Annotated in this window: 17 protein-coding genes; 9 read left to right on the top strand and 8 right to left on the bottom strand. The window is 61.5% G+C overall.

The genetic code is table 11. The annotated features are described in order from the left end of the window. Nucleotides 1–228: 228 nt before the first annotated feature. Complete coding sequence (locus QRN61_RS27625; RefSeq protein ID WP_350310353.1) at nucleotides 229–2,568, bottom strand: hypothetical protein; 2,340 nt, start codon at nucleotides 2,566–2,568, stop codon at nucleotides 229–231. Between the two features lie 230 nt (nucleotides 2,569–2,798). On the opposite strand from QRN61_RS27625, the gene QRN61_RS15495 reads away from it, so the two are divergent. Next, nucleotides 2,799–3,839, top strand: coding sequence for an Ldh family oxidoreductase (locus QRN61_RS15495; protein ID WP_103368973.1), 1,041 nt, complete (start codon nucleotides 2,799–2,801; stop codon nucleotides 3,837–3,839). A 65-nt stretch (nucleotides 3,840–3,904) separates the two neighbouring features. Here the strand turns inward: QRN61_RS15495 and QRN61_RS15500 are convergent, their stop codons facing one another. Then, complete coding sequence (locus QRN61_RS15500; protein ID WP_047602264.1) at nucleotides 3,905–4,222, bottom strand: ElaB/YgaM/YqjD family protein; 318 nt, start codon at nucleotides 4,220–4,222, stop codon at nucleotides 3,905–3,907. A gap of 153 nt (nucleotides 4,223–4,375) precedes the next feature. On the opposite strand from QRN61_RS15500, the gene QRN61_RS15505 reads away from it, so the two are divergent. Further along, nucleotides 4,376–4,630: a hypothetical protein gene (locus tag QRN61_RS15505; protein ID WP_003224595.1), complete on the top strand. Its 255-nt coding sequence runs from the start codon at nucleotides 4,376–4,378 to the stop codon at nucleotides 4,628–4,630. 8 nt (nucleotides 4,631–4,638) lie between these two features. On the opposite strand, the gene QRN61_RS15510 is transcribed toward QRN61_RS15505, so the two are convergent. Then, nucleotides 4,639–5,553, bottom strand: coding sequence for a LysR family transcriptional regulator (locus QRN61_RS15510; protein WP_150370506.1), 915 nt, complete (start codon nucleotides 5,551–5,553; stop codon nucleotides 4,639–4,641). An 84-nt stretch (nucleotides 5,554–5,637) separates the two neighbouring features. Between QRN61_RS15510 and QRN61_RS15515 the strand changes: the two genes are divergently transcribed. Beyond that, nucleotides 5,638–6,561, top strand: a complete 924-nt coding sequence (locus QRN61_RS15515; RefSeq protein ID WP_097089638.1) for a carbon-nitrogen hydrolase family protein — start codon at nucleotides 5,638–5,640, stop codon at nucleotides 6,559–6,561. A gap of 133 nt (nucleotides 6,562–6,694) precedes the next feature. Here the strand turns inward: QRN61_RS15515 and QRN61_RS15520 are convergent, their stop codons facing one another. From QRN61_RS15520 to QRN61_RS15530, 3 genes are all read right to left on the bottom strand, one after another. Further along, complete coding sequence (locus QRN61_RS15520; protein WP_007966053.1) at nucleotides 6,695–7,168, bottom strand: LEA/WHy family protein; 474 nt, start codon at nucleotides 7,166–7,168, stop codon at nucleotides 6,695–6,697. Between the two features lie 65 nt (nucleotides 7,169–7,233). After that, on the bottom strand, nucleotides 7,234–8,700 hold the full coding sequence (locus QRN61_RS15525) for a nucleobase:cation symporter-2 family protein (RefSeq protein ID WP_115989856.1): 1,467 nt from the start codon (nucleotides 8,698–8,700) through the stop codon (nucleotides 7,234–7,236). A gap of 248 nt (nucleotides 8,701–8,948) precedes the next feature. Then, nucleotides 8,949–9,842 (bottom strand): LysR family transcriptional regulator, encoded by an 894-nt coding sequence (locus QRN61_RS15530; RefSeq protein ID WP_150370507.1) that lies wholly within the window; start codon nucleotides 9,840–9,842, stop codon nucleotides 8,949–8,951. 99 nt (nucleotides 9,843–9,941) lie between these two features. On the opposite strand from QRN61_RS15530, the gene QRN61_RS15535 reads away from it, so the two are divergent. The 5 genes from QRN61_RS15535 (at nucleotide 9,942) to QRN61_RS15555 (ending at nucleotide 15,000) form a co-directional block, all read left to right on the top strand. Then, nucleotides 9,942–11,033, top strand: coding sequence for a polyamine ABC transporter substrate-binding protein (locus tag QRN61_RS15535; protein ID WP_150370508.1), 1,092 nt, complete (start codon nucleotides 9,942–9,944; stop codon nucleotides 11,031–11,033). 16 nt (nucleotides 11,034–11,049) lie between these two features. Continuing rightward, nucleotides 11,050–12,009 carry an agmatinase gene (gene speB, locus QRN61_RS15540; protein WP_150370509.1) on the top strand — a complete coding sequence of 320 codons (960 nt, stop codon included), beginning with the start codon at nucleotides 11,050–11,052 and terminating at the stop codon, nucleotides 12,007–12,009. A 667-nt stretch (nucleotides 12,010–12,676) separates the two neighbouring features. Further along, nucleotides 12,677–13,795: a cell division protein ZapE gene (gene zapE / locus QRN61_RS15545; protein ID WP_150370511.1), complete on the top strand. Its 1,119-nt coding sequence runs from the start codon at nucleotides 12,677–12,679 to the stop codon at nucleotides 13,793–13,795. A 17-nt stretch (nucleotides 13,796–13,812) separates the two neighbouring features. Further along, a complete protein-coding gene (locus QRN61_RS15550) occupies nucleotides 13,813–14,394 on the top strand; it encodes a DinB family protein (protein WP_098963951.1) in 582 nt (193 codons plus the stop codon). Nucleotides 14,395–14,502: 108 nt separating this feature from the next. Further along, on the top strand, nucleotides 14,503–15,000 hold the full coding sequence (locus QRN61_RS15555; protein ID WP_097089853.1) for a GNAT family N-acetyltransferase: 498 nt from the start codon (nucleotides 14,503–14,505) through the stop codon (nucleotides 14,998–15,000). A gap of 84 nt (nucleotides 15,001–15,084) precedes the next feature. Here the strand turns inward: QRN61_RS15555 and QRN61_RS15560 are convergent, their stop codons facing one another. Together QRN61_RS15560 and QRN61_RS15565 are read right to left on the bottom strand one after the other, a co-directional pair. Continuing rightward, nucleotides 15,085–15,294, bottom strand: coding sequence for a hypothetical protein (locus tag QRN61_RS15560; protein WP_097089648.1), 210 nt, complete (start codon nucleotides 15,292–15,294; stop codon nucleotides 15,085–15,087). 198 nt (nucleotides 15,295–15,492) lie between these two features. Further along, the gene (locus QRN61_RS15565; protein ID WP_150370512.1) at nucleotides 15,493–17,739 is read right to left on the bottom strand and encodes a TonB-dependent siderophore receptor; all 2,247 of its coding nucleotides are present in this window, start codon (nucleotides 17,737–17,739) and stop codon (nucleotides 15,493–15,495) included. On the opposite strand from QRN61_RS15565, the gene QRN61_RS15570 reads away from it, so the two are divergent. Further along, nucleotides 17,726–17,896, top strand: a complete 171-nt coding sequence (locus tag QRN61_RS15570) for a hypothetical protein (protein WP_155953488.1) — start codon at nucleotides 17,726–17,728, stop codon at nucleotides 17,894–17,896. The two genes, QRN61_RS15565 and QRN61_RS15570, sit on opposite strands and share 14 nt — an antisense overlap. Nucleotides 17,897–17,916 lie beyond the last annotated feature (20 nt).

Raw genomic sequence — 17,916 nt, forward strand, 5'->3', positions numbered from 1 at the left:
CTGCTCAGCAAGTGCGGCAACAAGGCCAGATTGTCGTCGAACAACTGCAGCAGCAAGTTGCCGTTGATCGGGGTGGTGGCCAGGGTCATCTCGCTCGTCTGGCCGCTGCTCGCCTTGAACAACGCGCTGAAGATCGAACGCTGACCTTCCGGCAAGCGGCGCAGCAGCAGGTCCTGCAGTGAGCCCGGCGTATTCAGCGCGGCGATCACTGCCGCCTCGTCCTCGAACTCACTGAATGCGTGTTCTCCATGGTAGGGCGCATAAAGCACCTGAGGGCCGGGTTTTTCCGCAGGGCCGATCAAGTACAGCCCCAGCGCCTTGATCGCGGATGCCTCGGCGGTCTTGATCAGCGCCAACGGCCGGACAATCGCATCGGCCCCTTGCACGGTCGCACGAGCGACGGCATCGGGCATGTCGAGCACCTGTGTAATCAAGTCGAAGGCTTTTGTCGACAAGCGTTCCCAGCGTGTAGTGTTGATGGAACCTCAGGTGCAGGGGTGATAGGTTTTCCAGCAGCGCCAGGCGTTTTTGCGGATCCAGCAGCCGCTGGCTCAAAACCTGTCTGGCGTGCTCGATCGAGCGGAAGACTTCCAGGCCCAGAGCCGGGGTCCACAAGATCGCGCGTCCGGAGTGCTGCGTATCGAGGCCACCGCGTTCCGTGAGCAGGACGCAGTTGGCCAGCGGCAGCACTTCGCTCTCACCGGCGATCTGTAACGTCAATGACCAGGCATCCGGCCGAATCCCGTTGAGTGCCTTGCGGCGGGTGCGATCCGGGTGATCCGGATTGAACACGGTGTCGACCAGGGTTTGCGCATGACGGCTTAGCGTTCCGTCCAGGACTCTCAACCGTGCTTCGCCATTGATGCCGACAGACAGGGCGTGCGCCAGCTTCGCTGCGATACCTTGCAGGTAGGTACGCTGCAGCGCTGTGACGGTCAACGGCTGGGCGGCGAAGTCTGCGGCGATGGTTGGCATGATGCTGGCGAACTTGCGCACTTCGGCTGCGGCGGTGTCCGCCAGCACCCTTGAAGGCAATGGGTTGCCGGTGAGCATCGGCCGGGTGCTCCAGCGCCCGCGAGCATCCAGGGTGACAAGGCGCTCGTGGAGCATCGAGCGGATGTCCAGGGCCTTATCGAACAGTGCGCGGATATCCACGACGCCGTCGCTGTGCCGGTACAACTGCAAGGCATAGTCGATGTTCTGTCGTTGCTTGGTGATGATCAATTCGAGCAGTACGCTGAACACGTCTCCGGCGATCGATTTGCCGGAAACCTGCGGCCGGTCGAAACCGAGGAAGCGCTGGCGCTCGTCGAGACTCAGCAGACCATAGAGTTCGTCTTCGTGCCCGGGGCTGGCGAACTTGCCGAGCAGCATGGATTTTAGATCTGCGTAGTCCTTGAGCACCTGCAAGCCGTGCGTCGGGGTATACAGGCAGCTTTCGGAATGGCCGATCATCAGCGCGCCGGCCAGCTCCACGAAGTTTGCCTGGTGCTCCCATAAACGCACGGTTTCCACGGCCGCGCGAGGTGCCAGACTTTCACTGAAACCCAGCGACGTCAGCAGGCTGTCGAATTGGCGCTGATCGATGATGCCCGCCTCGCGTTTGAGCAAAAAGTCCGCCAGCGCCTGCTGTCGAATGATCTGCGCCAATACGTCGCGCCGCGAGGCCCCGTCAGCACTGGGCCCATTCCAGTAGCGCTCCATTTGCTGGTACAGCAACACCAGCAGTTTGCCTGAAGCCGTGGTGATGGCTGTTTCCCAGTGTTGCTGATCACTGGCCAGGAATGTCCGACTCGGGTGCGAAAACTCATGGGTCTGGCCAACCGGCCATCCGGTGTGGCGATAGTGCAACAGCAGCGCATCGCCAAGTGACAGCGCTTCAACCCCGCACCGTGAAGCAAGGTCGGTCGATGCCGGGCCGGTGGCAGTCGTGGTCGCGTACAGGTTCACGCGCGTGCGTGTCTGGTCGACGTCGTGCATCGTCGGCGTCAGAAGTTCGTCGGTAATGGTCTGAAGCAGGCTGCCAAGTTCGGGCAGTTGCATCAGCTCATCGAGCATCGCCTGCGCGTTGAGCTGCTGGCAGTGCTCGATGGCGGCGCGTTGATCTTCGAAGATATCGCCCTCGACAAGCTGATAGGTCACGCTGATACCGTGCTGTTCTGCCAGTCGTTTGCGTTGGGAAAGGGTGAGAAACGCCAGCAGCCGGTCGTCCTCGCTGGCGCTGTTCAGCTGCTGTTCCAGGTGCGCGGTCAGGGCGGTGAGGCTGGCGTGTTTTTTCAGCCCGGCGAACGGTGTGTACAACAGGATGCCGCGATCATCGGGGGTGGTACTGAGAATGAAACTGCCGGCTAGAGGCACCGCTGGCGCACCATTGGTATTGAGCAGGATGCGCTGGGCAAGCATGGGCGGGGTCTGCTGACTGCGCAGTGCGTGGGTCGCCAGTTGCACGTGGCTCAGCCATTGGAAGTCCGCGCTGGACAAGTGATGGAGATTGCCGAGTTCGCGCCACGATCCGGGGGAGTTGAGGATGGGCTGGAACAGCAGGGGAGGAATGGGAGCAGGCATCATCGGGTCTCGTTCAGGGCACCGTCCGGTGCACCGGTAAATTGAGACACGAGACTAAAGACCGGATCGATTACAGAGGTGGTACATAGTTACCGCACCAGCGGCAGCGCAATGTGCTAGCCGCGACAAGCCGGCACCACAACGGTTGACAGCACCCGTACCGGGCGTGGTTAATCGCTGGGCAAGCTGTTCGTACGCTGTTGTTCCCTCCAATAATTAGTCTGGAGCTTCAGATGTCTGCGCCACACGATTCCGTGTCTTCCCCCGTTGCGTCCACACTCTCGCTCGAAGCGCTGACGCAATTGCTTGAAAAGGTTTTCCTGCGCCACGGTACGTCGGCGTCCGTCGCCCGCACTCTGGCTGCCAACTGCGCCGGTGCCGAACGCGACGGTGCGCACAGTCATGGCGTGTTCCGTATCCCCGGATATGTTTCGACCCTCAATAGCGGTTGGGTCAATGGACAGGCTGTGCCGCAAGTCGAGGACGTAGCCTCGGGTTTCGTGCGAGTCGATGCCGGCAACGGTTTCGCCCAGCCGGCGCTGGCCGCTGCTCGTTCGTTGCTGGTGGAGAAGGCGCGCAATGCCGGGATCGCGGTGTTGGCGATTCGCAACTCGCATCACTTTGCGGCGCTGTGGCCGGACGTCGAGCCGTTTGCCGAAGAAGGGCTGGTGGCGCTCAGCGTGGTCAACAGCATGACCTGCGTGGTGCCGCATGGCGCCGATCGGCCGCTGTTCGGCACCAACCCGATTGCCTTTGCCGCGCCGCGGGCCGGTGGTGCGCCGATTGTCTTCGATCTGGCGACCAGCGCCATTGCTCACGGTGATGTGCAGATCGCGGCGCGCAAGGGCGAACGTCTGCCCGCCGGAATGGGCGTGGACGGTCTCGGTCAGGCGACGCAGGATCCGAAGGCCATTCTTGAGGGCGGCGCACTGTTGCCATTCGGCGGCCATAAAGGTTCGGCATTGTCGATGATGGTCGAGTTGCTGGCGGCGGCGTTGACGGGTGGCAATTTTTCCTTCGAGTTCGACTGGACGAACCATCCCGGGGCCAAGACCCCGTGGACCGGGCAGTTGCTGATCCTCATCGACCCAAGCAAATCCGCCGGGCAAAGTTTTGCCGAGCGCAGCGAAGAACTGGTGCGGCAGATGCATGGGGTGGGGTTGAAGCGCTTGCCGGGTGATCGTCGGCATTTGCAGCGCGCGCGGTCGCTGGCCGAGGGGATTGTGCTGGAGGAGCAGACGCTGGCGCAGTTGCGCGAATTGGCCGGGGAATAATTGTCAGATAACCCATGTGGCGAGGGAGCAAGCTCCCTCGCCACAGGTTTTTTGTCAGACGTCGATCAACGACGACCGAGCAACAAGCCCACCACCAGACCGAAACCGGCGGAAATCGCTACGGTCTGCCATGGATGACCGCCAATGTAGCTCTCGGTGGCCTCGACCGCCGGTTTGGTGCGGTCGCGCACGCTCGACACGGAATCCAGTGCCTGTTGCAGTTTCAGGGCGATTTGTCCGCGCAGGGTCTCGGCTTCTTCGCCCACCAGTGAGGCGCTGCTCTTGAGCAGTTTGTCGGACTCTTCGATCAAAGCCTGAAGTTCGCTGAATGCCTGATCCTTGATTTGGTCTTCGACGGCTTGCACGCGGGATTTGCGGGCCATTGGGTGACTCCTTGCAGATGGATGAACAGTGATCAATGGAGTGTGGCGCTGACTGAAAAGTTGCACTGATTTTAGGTGCGAAAGAAAAACCTGCGCGGGAGATTTCCGCCGAGCGTGTAAGATGTCGCCATTTTACGCAGCAGGTATTTCCCCATGAGTTTCAATCTGGCCGACAAATCCCTCGCCGAGCGCGCAGCGCTGGAAGACGAGAAATCCCGTCTGTTCGAACTCTGGCAGAACAATCTGGGCAAAGCCAAAGGCGAAGCCGCGCGGTTGTTCGGCGAACGCTCCAAGCGCAAGGGCAAATGGGCCGAGTGGGTGCGCGCCGAGCTGGATGGCATGTCCCCGCCGGAATTCGCCAACATGGTGCGCAGTGAGGTCAATCGACTGATGGCAGCCAACAAGTAACACCCGCCTCAGTCCGCATTGAAACATCCGACAATCGCCTCACGCACCTTGATCACCACCGGATCGATCTGCGTGCTGGTGCGCCAGCCCAGTTCGATCGGGTAGCGCGGCAGCGCCAGCGGGCAGGGCAGCAGTACCAGTCCGCTGAGCTCGGCAATGGCTTGCGCGGCATGGCGGGGGATGGTTGCCACCGCGCCGCTGCCCTTGAGCAGATGCGGCAGCGCGGCAAAGTGCGTGGTCGAGGCGCAGACCCGCCGGCTCAGACCCAGCGCCGCCAGGCCTTCATCGGTGATGCCGATAAAACCGCCCGAGGACACCAGAATGTGCTCGCGCGCGACGAACTCCGGCAAATCGATGCGCTGCTGGCCGGGCGCCAGACTGCCCGGATCGACCAGACACGCATAATCCCCTTCACCCAACACCTGGCGACTGAGCAGACGCTCGGCGAACCCACCGGCGGTGATCGCCAGGTCGATGCTGCGCTCCATCAGGGCGCGGGCGACGATCTGGCTGTGGGTCTGGCGGAAGATCAGCCGCAGTTTGGGCGCGCTGCGAGCGATGGCTTCGATCAGGCGCCGGCCATAAGCGATTTCGAAATCATCCGACAGGCCCACGGTGACTGATCGGCCGTCATAGTGGTGGGCCGCCGGATCGACCATCGCCAGGCTCTGCCGACATTTGTTCAGCGCCTCGCTGACCACCGGTTTCAGTTGATTGGCCTTGAGCGTCGGCGCCAATCCGCGACCGGTGCGCACGAACAATTGATCGCCATACACCTCGCGCAATCGACGCAAGGCAGCGCTGACCGCCGATTGCGTCACACCCAGGCGCAGCGCCGCACGGCTGGCGCTGGACTCCTCATGCAAGGCTTCGAAGACTTTCAGCAGGTTTAGGTCGACGGTTGCGATATTCATTTGGCTCATATCATTCAGCAGTGAATCGGTGTTTATTCATGATCCCGCGCCGCCGCAGAATCGGCAACACTTGAACCCGATGGAGTGACCGCAATGCCCAAATCAATCGTCGCCGCCCTGCAGATCGGCGCCTTGCCCGGTGGCAAGGGTGAAACTCTGGAACAGATCCTGAGCTGGGAAGACGCGATCAGCGAGTCCGGCGCGGCACTGGTGGTGATGCCTGAAGCGTTGCTCGGTGGCTATCCGAAAGGTGAGGGCTTCGGCACGCAGTTGGGCTATCGCTTGCCCGAGGGGCGTGAGGCCTACGCCCGCTACTTCGCCAACGCCATTGACGTGCCGGGGGCAGAAACCGAGGCACTGGCCGGTTTGTCGGCGCGCACCGGGGCCAATCTGGTGATCGGCGTAATCGAGCGTGCCGGCAGCACGTTGTATTGCACGGCGCTGTATTTCGATCCGCAGGCGGGGCTGGTGGCCAAGCATCGCAAACTGATGCCGACCGGCACCGAACGGCTGATCTGGGGCAAGGGTGATGGCTCGACGCTGCCGGTGCTCGACACCCAGGTCGGCAAACTTGGCGCGGTGGTGTGCTGGGAAAACATGATGCCGCTGCTGCGCACGGCGATGTACGCCAAGGGCATTGAAGTCTGGTGCGCGCCGACCGTGGACGAGCGCGAGATGTGGCAGGTCAGCATGCGTCACATCGCCCACGAGGGCCGTTGCTTTGTGGTCAGCGCCTGTCAGGTACAGGCCTCGCCGAACGAGCTGGGCGTGGAAATTGCCAACTGGCCGGCGGATCGGCCGCTGATTGCCGGCGGCAGTGTGATTGTCGGGCCGATGGGCGATGTGCTGGCCGGGCCGTTGCGCGGGGAGGCCGGGTTGCTGACGGCTGAGATCGATACTGATGAGCTGGTGCGGGCTCGGTACGACTATGACGTGGTCGGCCACTATGCGCGGCCGGATGTGTTTGAGCTGAGTGTCGATGAGCGGGCCAAACCCGGCGTACGCTTCACCGCATAACTTCGGGACTGACACATACCCTGTGGGAGCGGGCTTGCTCGCGAATGCGTCAGATCATCCAACATCATCGTTGAATGTCACACCGCTTTCGCGAGCAAGCTCGCTCCCACAGGGGATAGGTGTGTGCAGTGGGTTACCACGTCGCAGCAGTGGCCTTCGGCAAACTCAGCTTGCCACTGTCGACAAATCGCATGGTGCCGAACACGCCGCCCGCGAGTTTGCCGCGCAGCACGTAGGGCAGGTTGTCGAGGGTTTGTGTCTGGCTCAGGCCGAGGGTCTGGCGCAGTACCGAGAACGCGGAAACGCTGACCGGCACGCTGACCACGGTTTCCGAGAAGCGCGGGATCGAGCCGACCTGATCGCTGACGCCCGAGGCCAGTGGACGGCCATTGACCTCCAGATCCAGGGCGATGCCGTTGTAATCGATGGCCGTCTCATTGGGGTTCTGCACCCGCAACTTGATCGCGAAACGCACTTCCAGATCCTGGCTCGGCAACGGTTCGAGGCCGACCACGTTGATGTTCACCGGATCGCGGTTGGGAAACAGCGCGCAGGCGCTCAGGGACAACAGCAGCAGGGACAGGATGACGGCGTGGACGCGGCGCATAAACAGTCTCTCAACGAAAAAGGGCTGAACCGTTGCCGGCTCAGCCCTTTTTTCATGGCGCAGCGTCAGCGGTTCAACTGTGCGACCGCCGCTGCCGATGCAGGTTCAGCTTTGGCCGGCAGATCGGGGTTTTCCATGACCTGCAGAATCGACGCTTCCGGATCGAAATCGTCTTCCTCCAGCTCAATGAATTCTTCCGGCAGGAAGATATTCAGCACGATAGCGCACAACGCACCGACGGTGATCGGCGATTCGAAGATGTTACGCAGCGCTTGCGGCAACTCGCGCAGCACTTCCGGCACGGCGGCGATGCCCAGGCCCATGCCCACGGAGATCGCCACGATCAACATGTTGCGCCGATGCAGGCCAGCCTCGGCGAGGATCTTGATCCCGGCCACGGCCACGGTGCCGAACATCACCAGTTCAGCGCCACCGAGCACCGGTTTGGGCATCAGTTGCAGCACCGCGCCGATCATCGGGAACAGCCCCAGCAGCACCAGCAGGCCGGCGATGAAAAACGCCACGTAGCGGCTGGCCACGCCAGTCAACTGGATCACACCGTTGTTCTGCGCGAACGTGACCATCGGCATGCTGTTGAACACCGCTGCCATCGCCGAGTTGAGGCCATCGGCGAGCAGACCGGATTTTATTCGGCGGATGTACAGCGGACCCTTGACCGGTTGCCGCGAGATCATCGAGTTGGCGGTCAGGTCACCGGCTGCTTCCAGCGGCGAAACCAGGAAGATCACCGCCACCGGCACGAACGCCACCCAGTCGAAATTGAAGCCGTACTTGAACGGCACCGGCACGCTGACCAGCGGCACGTCGGGCATCGAGGCGAAATCCACCGTGCCCATCAGCCAGGCGACCACGTAGCCGAGGGTCAGGCCGATGACGATCGCACCCAGGCGCAGAAACGGCACGTCGACGCGGTTCAGCACAACGATAGTGCCGATTACCAACGCGGCCAGAAACACATGGCTGGCGGCGCCCAGATCGGGCGCGCCGAAGCCGCCGGCAATGTCGGTCATCGCCACTTTGATCAGCGACAGGCCCATCAAGGTGATGATGGTGCCGGTGACCACCGGGGTGATCAGCATCCGCAGTTTGCCGATGAACTGGCTCAGCACCACTTCGATGAACGCGGCGAAAAAGCACACGCCGAAAATCGTCGAGAGGATTTCATCGGTACCGCCGCCCCGGGCCTTGACCATGAACCCGGCGCTGAGAATCACGCTGATAAAGGAAAAACTGGTGCCTTGCAGGCACAGCAGACCGGAACCGACCGGGCCGAAACGCTTGGCTTGAACGAACGTGCCGAGGCCCGAAACGAACAGCGCCATGCTGATCAGGTACGGAATTTCACTTTGCAGACCGAGGGCGCCGCCCATGATCAGGGTCGGGGTGATGATGCCGACGAAGCTCGCCAGCACGTGTTGCAGCGCGGCGAAGACGGTGGCGGTGAGGTGCGGACGGTCGTTGAGGCCGTAGAGCAGATCGTTGTTGCGCGGGACTTTTTCAGAGGCGGTCATGGTGTTTTGCGCGCCGTAAGGCGGGGCCGGGTCAGAAAATGGAGGCGCAGGATGCCGCAAGAGGGCGGCGAGGGCAACGAGCAAAAATTGCCTGAAAGGTCAAGAAAAACGGGGTTTGAACTGGTTGCCGTTTCTGTGGTGAGGGGATTTATCCCCGATGGACGCGAAGCGTCCCGGCTTTTTGGGCTGGGACTGCTACGCAGTCCATCGGGGATAAATCCCCTCGCCACAAAGTTATTTGCTGGCATTCAGGTGAAGGCTGCGAGCAAATCCTCCTCAAACGCCTTCTGCGCATCCCCCGGCACCTGAGCGCGATGCCGGGCCAGATGAAACGCCACCTCGAAACTCAACTCACCGGGTCGCAAAGCACGCAACAAGCCTTTGTCCTCCCAGACCCGCGCATAGTGATCCGGCAGATAGTCGACATGCTTGCCGGAAAGAATGAAGGCGAGGGTGCCTTCGACCTGCTCCGAACGCGCAGAAAAGCGCTTGTCCGGGAACGGCTCGCCCGTGCGCATGAACCGATACGGATGATCCACCCGGTCGCAGGCCCGCAACGCCGCGTCATCCGGCGCATCGACGCTGAACAGCGGATGCCCCTGCGCGCAATACAAATGCTGGGTTTCCCGGAACAGTTCGCGGTAATCGAACGCGCTCTGCACTTGAGAGAAATAACCGATGGCCAGATCCAGTCGCTGTTGCAGCAGCAAGCGCTCCATCTCCCCAGGCATCGCGCTGATCAACTCGATGCGCACCGACTCATCGCGCTCGCGAAAGCGCCGGATCGCGTCCGCCACCCGCAGCAGCACCGACTGATCAAGCGCCTCGGACAGGCCCAGCCGCACCTCACCGATCAGCCGTCCAGCGACGCCGTTGGATTGATGCCGGAACGTCTCGATGGATTGGAACAGTGCACGAATCGCGATAAGCAGTTGCTCACCCTTGGGCGTGACGTTGAAACCGCCTTTGCCGCGGCTGCACAGGCGATAGCCGAGACGGGTTTCCAGTTTGGCCATTTGCTGGCTGATGCTGGACTGGCTCAGGCCCAGCTCACCTTGCGCCGCGCTGAAGCCGCCACATTCCACGACTCGCACAAACAGGCGCAGCAACTGCAAATCGAGGTCGTGAAGCTGACCGAGCATTACATTACTCCGGGATAAAGTCAGGTTAACAAACTTGATATTTCTGCAATGTATCCGACGGCGCATCCTGCCACCACTTCCTCCGGTCAGGTGTTCGTCATGGCTCCCGTGTTCAAGCTGTGTTTTCCCGCGCTGTTGTTGTCCGTAGTCATCCAAGCAAAGGCCGAGGACAAGACCCTCAATCTTTACAGCTGGGCCGATTACGTACCGGCGCAGACGCTGCAACGTTTCGAGCAGGAAACCGGTATTCATGTGCGCTACGACACCTTCGATACGTCCGAGGTGTTGGAAACCAAACTGCTGACCGGCGGCAGCGGTTATGACGTGGTGGTGCCGTCGTCCAGCGTACTGGCCCGTGGCTTGGCAGCAGGCGCGCTGAAGGAAATCCCGCATCAAGGCCTCAAGGGCTACGCCAACCTTGATCCCGATCTGCTGGAAAAACTCGCCGCCGTCGATCCCGGCAATCGCTACGCCGTGCCCTATACCTGGGGCACACTCGGTTTGGGGCTGAACGTCGAGGCGGTGAAAAAGCGCTTGCCGGACGTGCCGCTGAACAGTCTCGATCTGCTGTTCAAACCCGAGTACGCCAGCAAACTCAAGGACTGCGGGATTGCCGTGCTCGACTCGCCGCAGGAAGTTATTGGATTGGCGCTGCATTACCTCGGCAAGGATCCCTACAGCACCGACAAGCATGATCTGGCAGCCGCCGAAGCCTTGTTGCAGAAGCTCCAGCCGTCAGTGCTGTACGTCGCCACCGGCCGGCAGATCAACGATCTGGCCAATGGCAGTGTCTGTCTGGCGCTGACCTACAACGGCGACGTGAGCATGGCCGCCGATCAGGCGCACAAGGCCAACAAAACCTACGAAGTCGCCTACCGGATTCCGCGCGAAGGCACGTTGATCTGGCAGGACAATCTGGCCATTCCCAAGGACGCGCCAAACCCGCAAGCGGCGCGGGCGTTCATCGAATTCATGCTGCGCCCCGAGTCGGTGTCCGAGCTGACCAATACGCTGTTTTTCGCCACCGCCAACCAGGCCGCGACGCCGCTGGTGGATGAGGCGGTGCGCAACGATCCGGACATCTATCCGCCCGCCGAAATGCGCGAACGCCTGTACGCCGACCGCAGCATGAGCCTCAAGGACATGCGTCAGCGCACGCGTCTGTGGACCACTTTCCGTAGCCATCAATAACAAAAGGAGCACACCGATGGACGTGCCGATGCTCAATGACCAAGCCATGACCCGCGACAGCCTGTACGGCACGAGTGCCGAAAGCACCTACGCCGGGATCACCAGTTTCATGCGTCGCCGGTACAGCCGTGATTTGCGCGGCGTCGATGTGGCGGTCAGCGGGGTGCCGTTCGACACCGCCACCAGCAACCGCCCGGGCGCACGCTTCGGGCCACGGGGGATTCGCGCCGCCTCCACCGGGATCGCCTGGGAACGGCACTGGCCGTGGGCGTTCGACCCGTTCGATCATCTGGCGGTGATCGACTACGGCGATTGCGATTTCGATTACGGCTCGCCGCACACCATTCCGGAAAGCATCGAGGCCCACGCCGAGCGTATTCTTGATGCTGGCAGCGCGATGCTGACGTTTGGCGGCGATCACTTCATCACCTATCCGTTGCTCAAGGCCCATGCGCGTAAACACGGCGCGCTGTCGCTGATCCATTTCGATGCGCACAGCGACACCTGGCCGGACGAGGGCGGCAAACGCGTCGATCACGGCACCATGTTCTGGCACGCGGCCAGGGAAGGGCTGGTAGATCCGGCGCGATCGGTGCAGATCGGTTTGCGCACCACCAATGACGATCATCAGGGCTTTGCCGTGCTCGACGCCCGCCAGGTGCATCGGCGTGGCTGCGAGGCGATTGTCGAGGCGATTCGCGCGCGGGTCGGCGATCACCCGGTATACCTGACGTTTGATATCGATTGCCTGGATCCGGCCTTTGCCCCGGGCACCGGCACTCCCGTGTGTGGCGGGCTGAGCACGGTGCAGGCGCTGGAAATCCTCGGCGGGTTGCGCGGGATCAATCTGGTGGGCATGGACGTGGTGGAAGTGGCGCCGGCTTATGACCATGCGGACGTGACGTCACTGGCAGCGGCCACCCTGGCGATGGAAATGCTCTGCCTGTACGCCGCGCAACACAAAGTCGACCTTTAAAACACCGCAAAGCTAATGCGGGAGTGGGCTTGCTCACGAAAGCGGTGTGTCATTCAACGATGCTGCTGGCTGGCCTGACGCCTTCGCGAGCAAGCCCGCTCCCACAGGAGATTGTATTCCAGGCAGCTGCTGCACGCTGTTTTGAGGTCGCGAGATATACAGTCGATCTTTGCCCCCCACAAAGCCAATGCGGGAGTGGGCTTGCTCACGAAAGCGGTGTGTCATTCAACGATGCTGCTGGCTGGCCTGACGCCTTCGCGAGCAAGCCCGCTCCCACAGGAGGTTGTATTCCAGGCAGTTGCTGCACGCTGTTTTGAGGTCGCGAGATATACAGTCGATCTTTGCCCCCCACAAAGCCAATGTGGGAGTGGGCTTGCTCACGAAAGCGGTGTGTCATTCAACGATGCTGCTGGCTGGCCTGACGCCTTCGCGAGCAAGCCCGCTCCCACAGGAGGTTGTATTCCAGGCAGCTGCTGCACGCTGTTTTGAGGTCGCGAGATATACAGTCGATCTTTGCCCCCCCACAGAACCCATGTGGGAGTGGGCTTGCTCTCGAAAGCGGTGTGTCATTCAACGGTGATGTTGGCTGCCCCGACACCTTCGCGAGCAAGCCCGCTCCCACAAAAGGGCACCTGTTTTTCAGGGCCATCGTGGCATACTGCCGCGCATGACTTTCGACTCTCCTTTAAGCGCCTGGCAACACGCGATCGAGCACAAGGGTTTCATCCAGGATGAAGCCCAGGAGCATGCGGTCTGGGCGCTGCAAAAATGCCATGAAGCCTTGCACACCGGTGCCCGTTCGGTCACTGGCGTGTATTTGTGGGGCCCGGTCGGGCGCGGCAAGACCTGGTTGATGGATCAGTTCTATCAAAGCCTGCGGGTGCCGGCGCGACGACAGCACTTTCATCATTTCATGGGCTGGGTGCACCAGCGCTCGTTCCAGTTGACCGGCATCGCCGACCCGCTGCGAGCGCTGGCCAAGGAGCTGGCGGCGGAAGTGCGGGTGCTGTGTTTCGACGAGCTGTTCGTCAACGACATCGGCGATGCGATCATTCTCGGGCGGCTGTTTCAGGTGATGTTCGACGAAGGCGTGGTGGTGGTCTGCACCTCCAACCTGCCGCCGGATGAGCTGTACGCCGACGGCTTCAACCGCGACCGGTTTGTCCCGGCGATTGCCGCGATCAAGGCGCACATGCAAGTGGTGGCGGTGAACGGTGCCGAGGATCATCGCCTGCATCCGGGCGCGGGTCAGCAGCGCTATTTTGTCGCTGCGCCGGGACAGGGCAGTGCTCTGGAGCAGGTCTTCCAGTCACTCAACGCCAGGCAGCCCGCCAGCGCCGAGCCGGTGCCCGTCGGCCATCGTGTGCTGAACGTGGTGCAAGCCAGTGCGACGGTGCTCTGGTGCCGCTATGCCGATCTCTGCGAGCAACCATTTGCCGCGATGGATTTCATCGCACTGTGCGACAACTATCGGTCTATTCTGTTGAGCGACGTGCCGAACCTCAGCGCGCAGAAACGCGAAGGGCGCATCGCTCGCGGCACCGAGGACGGCTCGGCGCAGGTGGTGGCCGGTGACCGTGAGTTGCCGCAACTGTCGGTGCACGACGACGGCGTGCGTCGCTTCATTGCCTTGGTCGACGAGTGTTACGACCGTAAGGTGCCGCTGTACATTGAGGCCCAGGTACCGATGGAGGCGCTGTACACCGAGGGTTATCTGGAATTCCCGTTCCGGCGCACCCTCAGCCGGTTGCAGGAGATGCAGTTGCAGCGTTTTGCCGAATCCTGAGCGAAGAGGGCGCGAGTATGAGCCAACCGCTGTCGCATCATTTACTGACCATGGCCTACCAGAACGCGTGGGCCAATCATCGCCTCGGCAAAGCCTGGAATCAGCTCGACGCCACTGAGCTGGCGGCGCCGCGAACGAGCTTCTTTCCGAGTATCCGCCTCACCCTCAATCACATACTGACGTGCGACTGGTTCTACGTCGACGCTCTGGAACGCGAGTTGCGCGGTGACGAACCGCATCCTGATTGCTATGTGTTTTTCAACCATGACGAGCCATTTACCGAGGCCGCAGCGCTGCGTGAAGAGCAGGCACACGTGGACCGCCGCTTGATCGCTTATTGCGAACAACTGCGCGATGCCGATCTGGGGCGGATCGTCACCATCGCCCGGGAAACGCCGCAGCATGACAGTCGCTTGCGTATGCTGTCGCACCTGTTCGAGCACCAGATTCATCATCGTGGGCAGGTGCACGCGATGCTCAGCGCGACCACGGTGAAACCGCCGCAACTGGATGAGTTCTTCTGCGCCGGCGAGAGCGGGTTGCGTGCTCAGGATTTTGCCGAGTTGGGCTGGACGGAAGAGCTGATCTGGGGGCGCTGAAGCCTGGAAATCAAAAGATCCGGTTGTGGCCCGCAACATCCTCGCGGTAAGGTCGAACAGCCTTTCAGGTGCGCACTTTGCACGCCGGGGCCATGATCGGGGATGGAAATGGATTCCGCAGAAATTCTTGTGCTGCAAGCCAGTTACACCAATCCACTGCACGCCGAAGCCATCGGCATCGTGCTCAATCATTACGCAGAAGATCCCATGGGCGGCGGCCATTCGCTTGACCCGGAACTGCTGCGTCGCCTGCCAGAAGAACTGGCCCGCAGGCCTCACGCGTTCAGCGTGCTGGCGTTCGTCGGTGGTGAGCCGGCAGGGCTGGTGAACTGCTTTGAAGGTTTCTCGACGTTTGCCTGCAAGCCGCTGGTCAATGTCCATGACGTGGCGGTCGTGAGCAAATTTCGCGGCCTCGGCCTGAGTCAGAAAATGCTGCGCAAGGTCGAGGAAATCTGCCGTCAGCGCGGTTGCTGCAAGATCACCCTGGAAGTGCTCGAAGGCAACGAGGTGGCACAGAACTCCTACCGCAAGTTCGGTTTCGCCCCCGGCATGTTCGACCCGGAACATGGCCGTATGCTGTTCTGGATCAAGGATCTGCAGGCATAAAAAAAGGCGCCCCGGACAGGGCGCCCAACTGTCGTCTCCGAGGCCAGAGCGGAGCCATCGGAGGTCCATCGGTTGCTCGGTGAATCAGTCGCGATAAGACTCGGTGACTTGCGCGGTCTGATCGTTCGGAACCTTCAGTTCCGCTGCTTTGCTATCGGTCGGCTGTTCGCTTGGCGCGTGGTGGACCGGGAAGTTGTCGTAGTAATGCCGCATGCGTTCGGCGCCGCCCTCGGCAAAGGCGCTGGCGGAACCGAGGGCGAGTAGCCCGGCAAGAATGGCGGTGGTGGTTTTCATGGTGCCTCCTACTGAAAAACGTCGGAGCCGTTCGTCCATGAAGCAGATCTCGGGGCACAGTGTCCCGGCGGGGAATTAACTCGGGGTTAACAGCTGTGGTGAGGGGCTCTGACGGTATGCCCTTGGAAGAGTGGGGCCGCTTTGCGACCCGTCGGGGATGAATCCCCTCACCACAGGGGGGTGTTTGAACCGGTGCGCTCAGAGCTTCCAGTCCAGGCTCAGGGTCACCGTGCGCGGGTCGCCCCAGTACACGCCGTTGTAGAAGCCGACGTTGTCGTAATACTTCTTGTCGAACAGGTTATCGACGTTCAGCGACGCCGACAGATGCCTGTCGAACTCATAGCGCGACATCAGCTTGACCACGGTGTAGGCCTCCTGGTTGATCCGCGCCGGTTCGGTGATGATCCGGCCGTTGGCGCCGCGCCCGACCGGGCGGTTAGCCGCGCCATAGACGTCGCTCTGCCAGTTCACCGCGCCACCCACGGTCAATGCGTGCCAGTTGCCCGGCAGGCGATAGGCCGTGGACAGCCGCAGCATGTTCAGTGGTTGAGCGGTGTTGCTGCGCTGTTTTTCGCCGTCGACGGAGTGGGTGTAGGTGTAGCCGGCGGTCATGTTCCAGCCGCTGAGAATTTCCCCGGACACTTCGGCCTCGAAGCCATTGACCTTGTTACCCTTGCCGCCGGACTTGAAAAACTCCTCGCCGCTCACCGGGTCCGGGGGTACCGAGTTGTCACGCTCGGCGACGTTGTCCTGTTTGCTCCAGAACACTGCCGTCGCCAGGTTCAGGCGTTCGTCTAGCAGGCTGCCTTTGAGCCCGACTTCGTAGTTGCTGCCGATCACCGGGTCGAGGTAATTGCGGTTGCTGTCGCGCTTACTCTGCGGTTTGAAAATGTCGGTGTAGCTGGCGTAAACCGTGTACTCCGGCGTCAGGTCGTAAAGCAGGCCGGCGTAGGGTGTCCAGATATCATTCTGGCGTTGATGGGTGGCATCGGTGCTGGTCAGTTTTTGCTGCGCATCATAGTAGTAATCGGTGCTGGATTCGTCCCAGCTGCCATAGCGGCTGCCGATGACGGCATGCAGCTCATCGGTCAGGCTCAGGCGGGTCGCGAGGTAACCGGCCTTTTGCCGAGTGATGCCTCGCGCGCCCGGCAGGCCGGTAACGGTGTCGGCGAATTTGCCGATGTCACCCATGTATTTCCAGTCGCGGATCTTGCCGTAGTCGGCGGCTTGGGGACTGTTGAAGGCGTAGGGCGAAGTCGAGCGGTTTTCCGCCTCGCCGTAGCCGAACATCATCTCGTGTTCGCGGCCGAACAGCTGGTACGGCCCTGACAGGTTGAAGTCGTAGACGGCCATTTTCTGCGTGCCGAGCATGTGCCCCATGTAGGCCGTCATGCCGCTGCGGTCGGCCTCGGGGAAACCGGAGCCGCCGTAATAGACCTTGCCGTCGGTATCACTTTCGCGGTGGGTGTAGGCGGCCTTCAGCTTCCAGCCATTACCCAATTGCTGGTCCAGGGTAACGAACGCGGTCTTGTCCTTCAGCGGCCAGGAACTCCAGGACGTCGCCATGTTCGTCGACCGCCCGAGGCCGGCCTTGCTGCCGTCAGCGTTCCAGTACGGCACGGTGCCCCAGGAGGTGCCCTGAACCTGCTTGTCCTGATAGTCGTAACCGACGGCAAGCACCGTGGAGTCGGTCAGATCAGCTTCGAGAATGCCGTAGCCGACCTCGCGCTGCAGCGCGTATTTGTCGCGGAACGACTGGCTGTCGCGATAGGCCAGCACCGTACGCCCGCGCAGCCGACCATCGAAGGCCAGCGGCCCGCCGACATCGACATAGCTGTAGTAGTTGTCGTAGCTGCCGCCACTGACTCCGGCCAGTGCCTGCCACTGGGCAGTCGGGCGCTTGCGCACCATGTTGATGGTGGCTGAAGGGTCACCCGCGCCGGTGGTCAGGCCGGTGGCGCCGCGTACCACTTCGATGCGGTCGTAGATGATGGTGTCCGAGTCTGACTTCATGCGCCCGAAGGTGTTGAGCATCCCGTCGATCTGGAAGTTGTTGATCGGGTAACCCCGCGCCGAATAGCTGACCCGATCAGAGTCGTTGTGTTGCACGACGATGCCGGTGGTCTGGCGCATGGCTTCGGACAAGGTACCGAGCTTGAAATCATCCATCTGCTGGCGCGTGACCACGGACACCGATTGCGGGGTTTCCTTGATCGACAGGTTCAGCCGCGTCGCGGTGCTCATCGCGCCAGTGGTGTAGGACTTGGTGTTCTCCGTGTTAACGCCGAGGCCTTCGGCGCTGACGCTGGTGGCGTCCAGTTCCAGCGCCTGGGCGGCGGATTGTGGCGCTGTTTCAGGATCGGTTTCAGCCAGCAGATCGGGACTCAACGCCATGCTGAACAAGCCGACAGTCAGGGTCATGGAACGGGTAATGGGCGCGAACATCGCAGCCGACTCCTTGTCTTCGAGGGAAAAAATCCGTTGGTTCAAAGACGAGGTGCAGGCCGGCGATTTAGTCACAAACAAGAAATATTATTATTTGGAGATATTTCCCGACTTCGCCGAGACGGGCGAAAAGCTGCTCACGGCGCTTGCCCAATAGACGGCGGCGGGTATGCTGTT

Origin of the sequence: Pseudomonas sp. lyk4-TYG-107, from assembly GCF_030209055.1 — a bacterium.
Classification (GTDB): Bacteria; Pseudomonadota; Gammaproteobacteria; order Pseudomonadales; family Pseudomonadaceae; genus Aquipseudomonas; species Aquipseudomonas putida_A.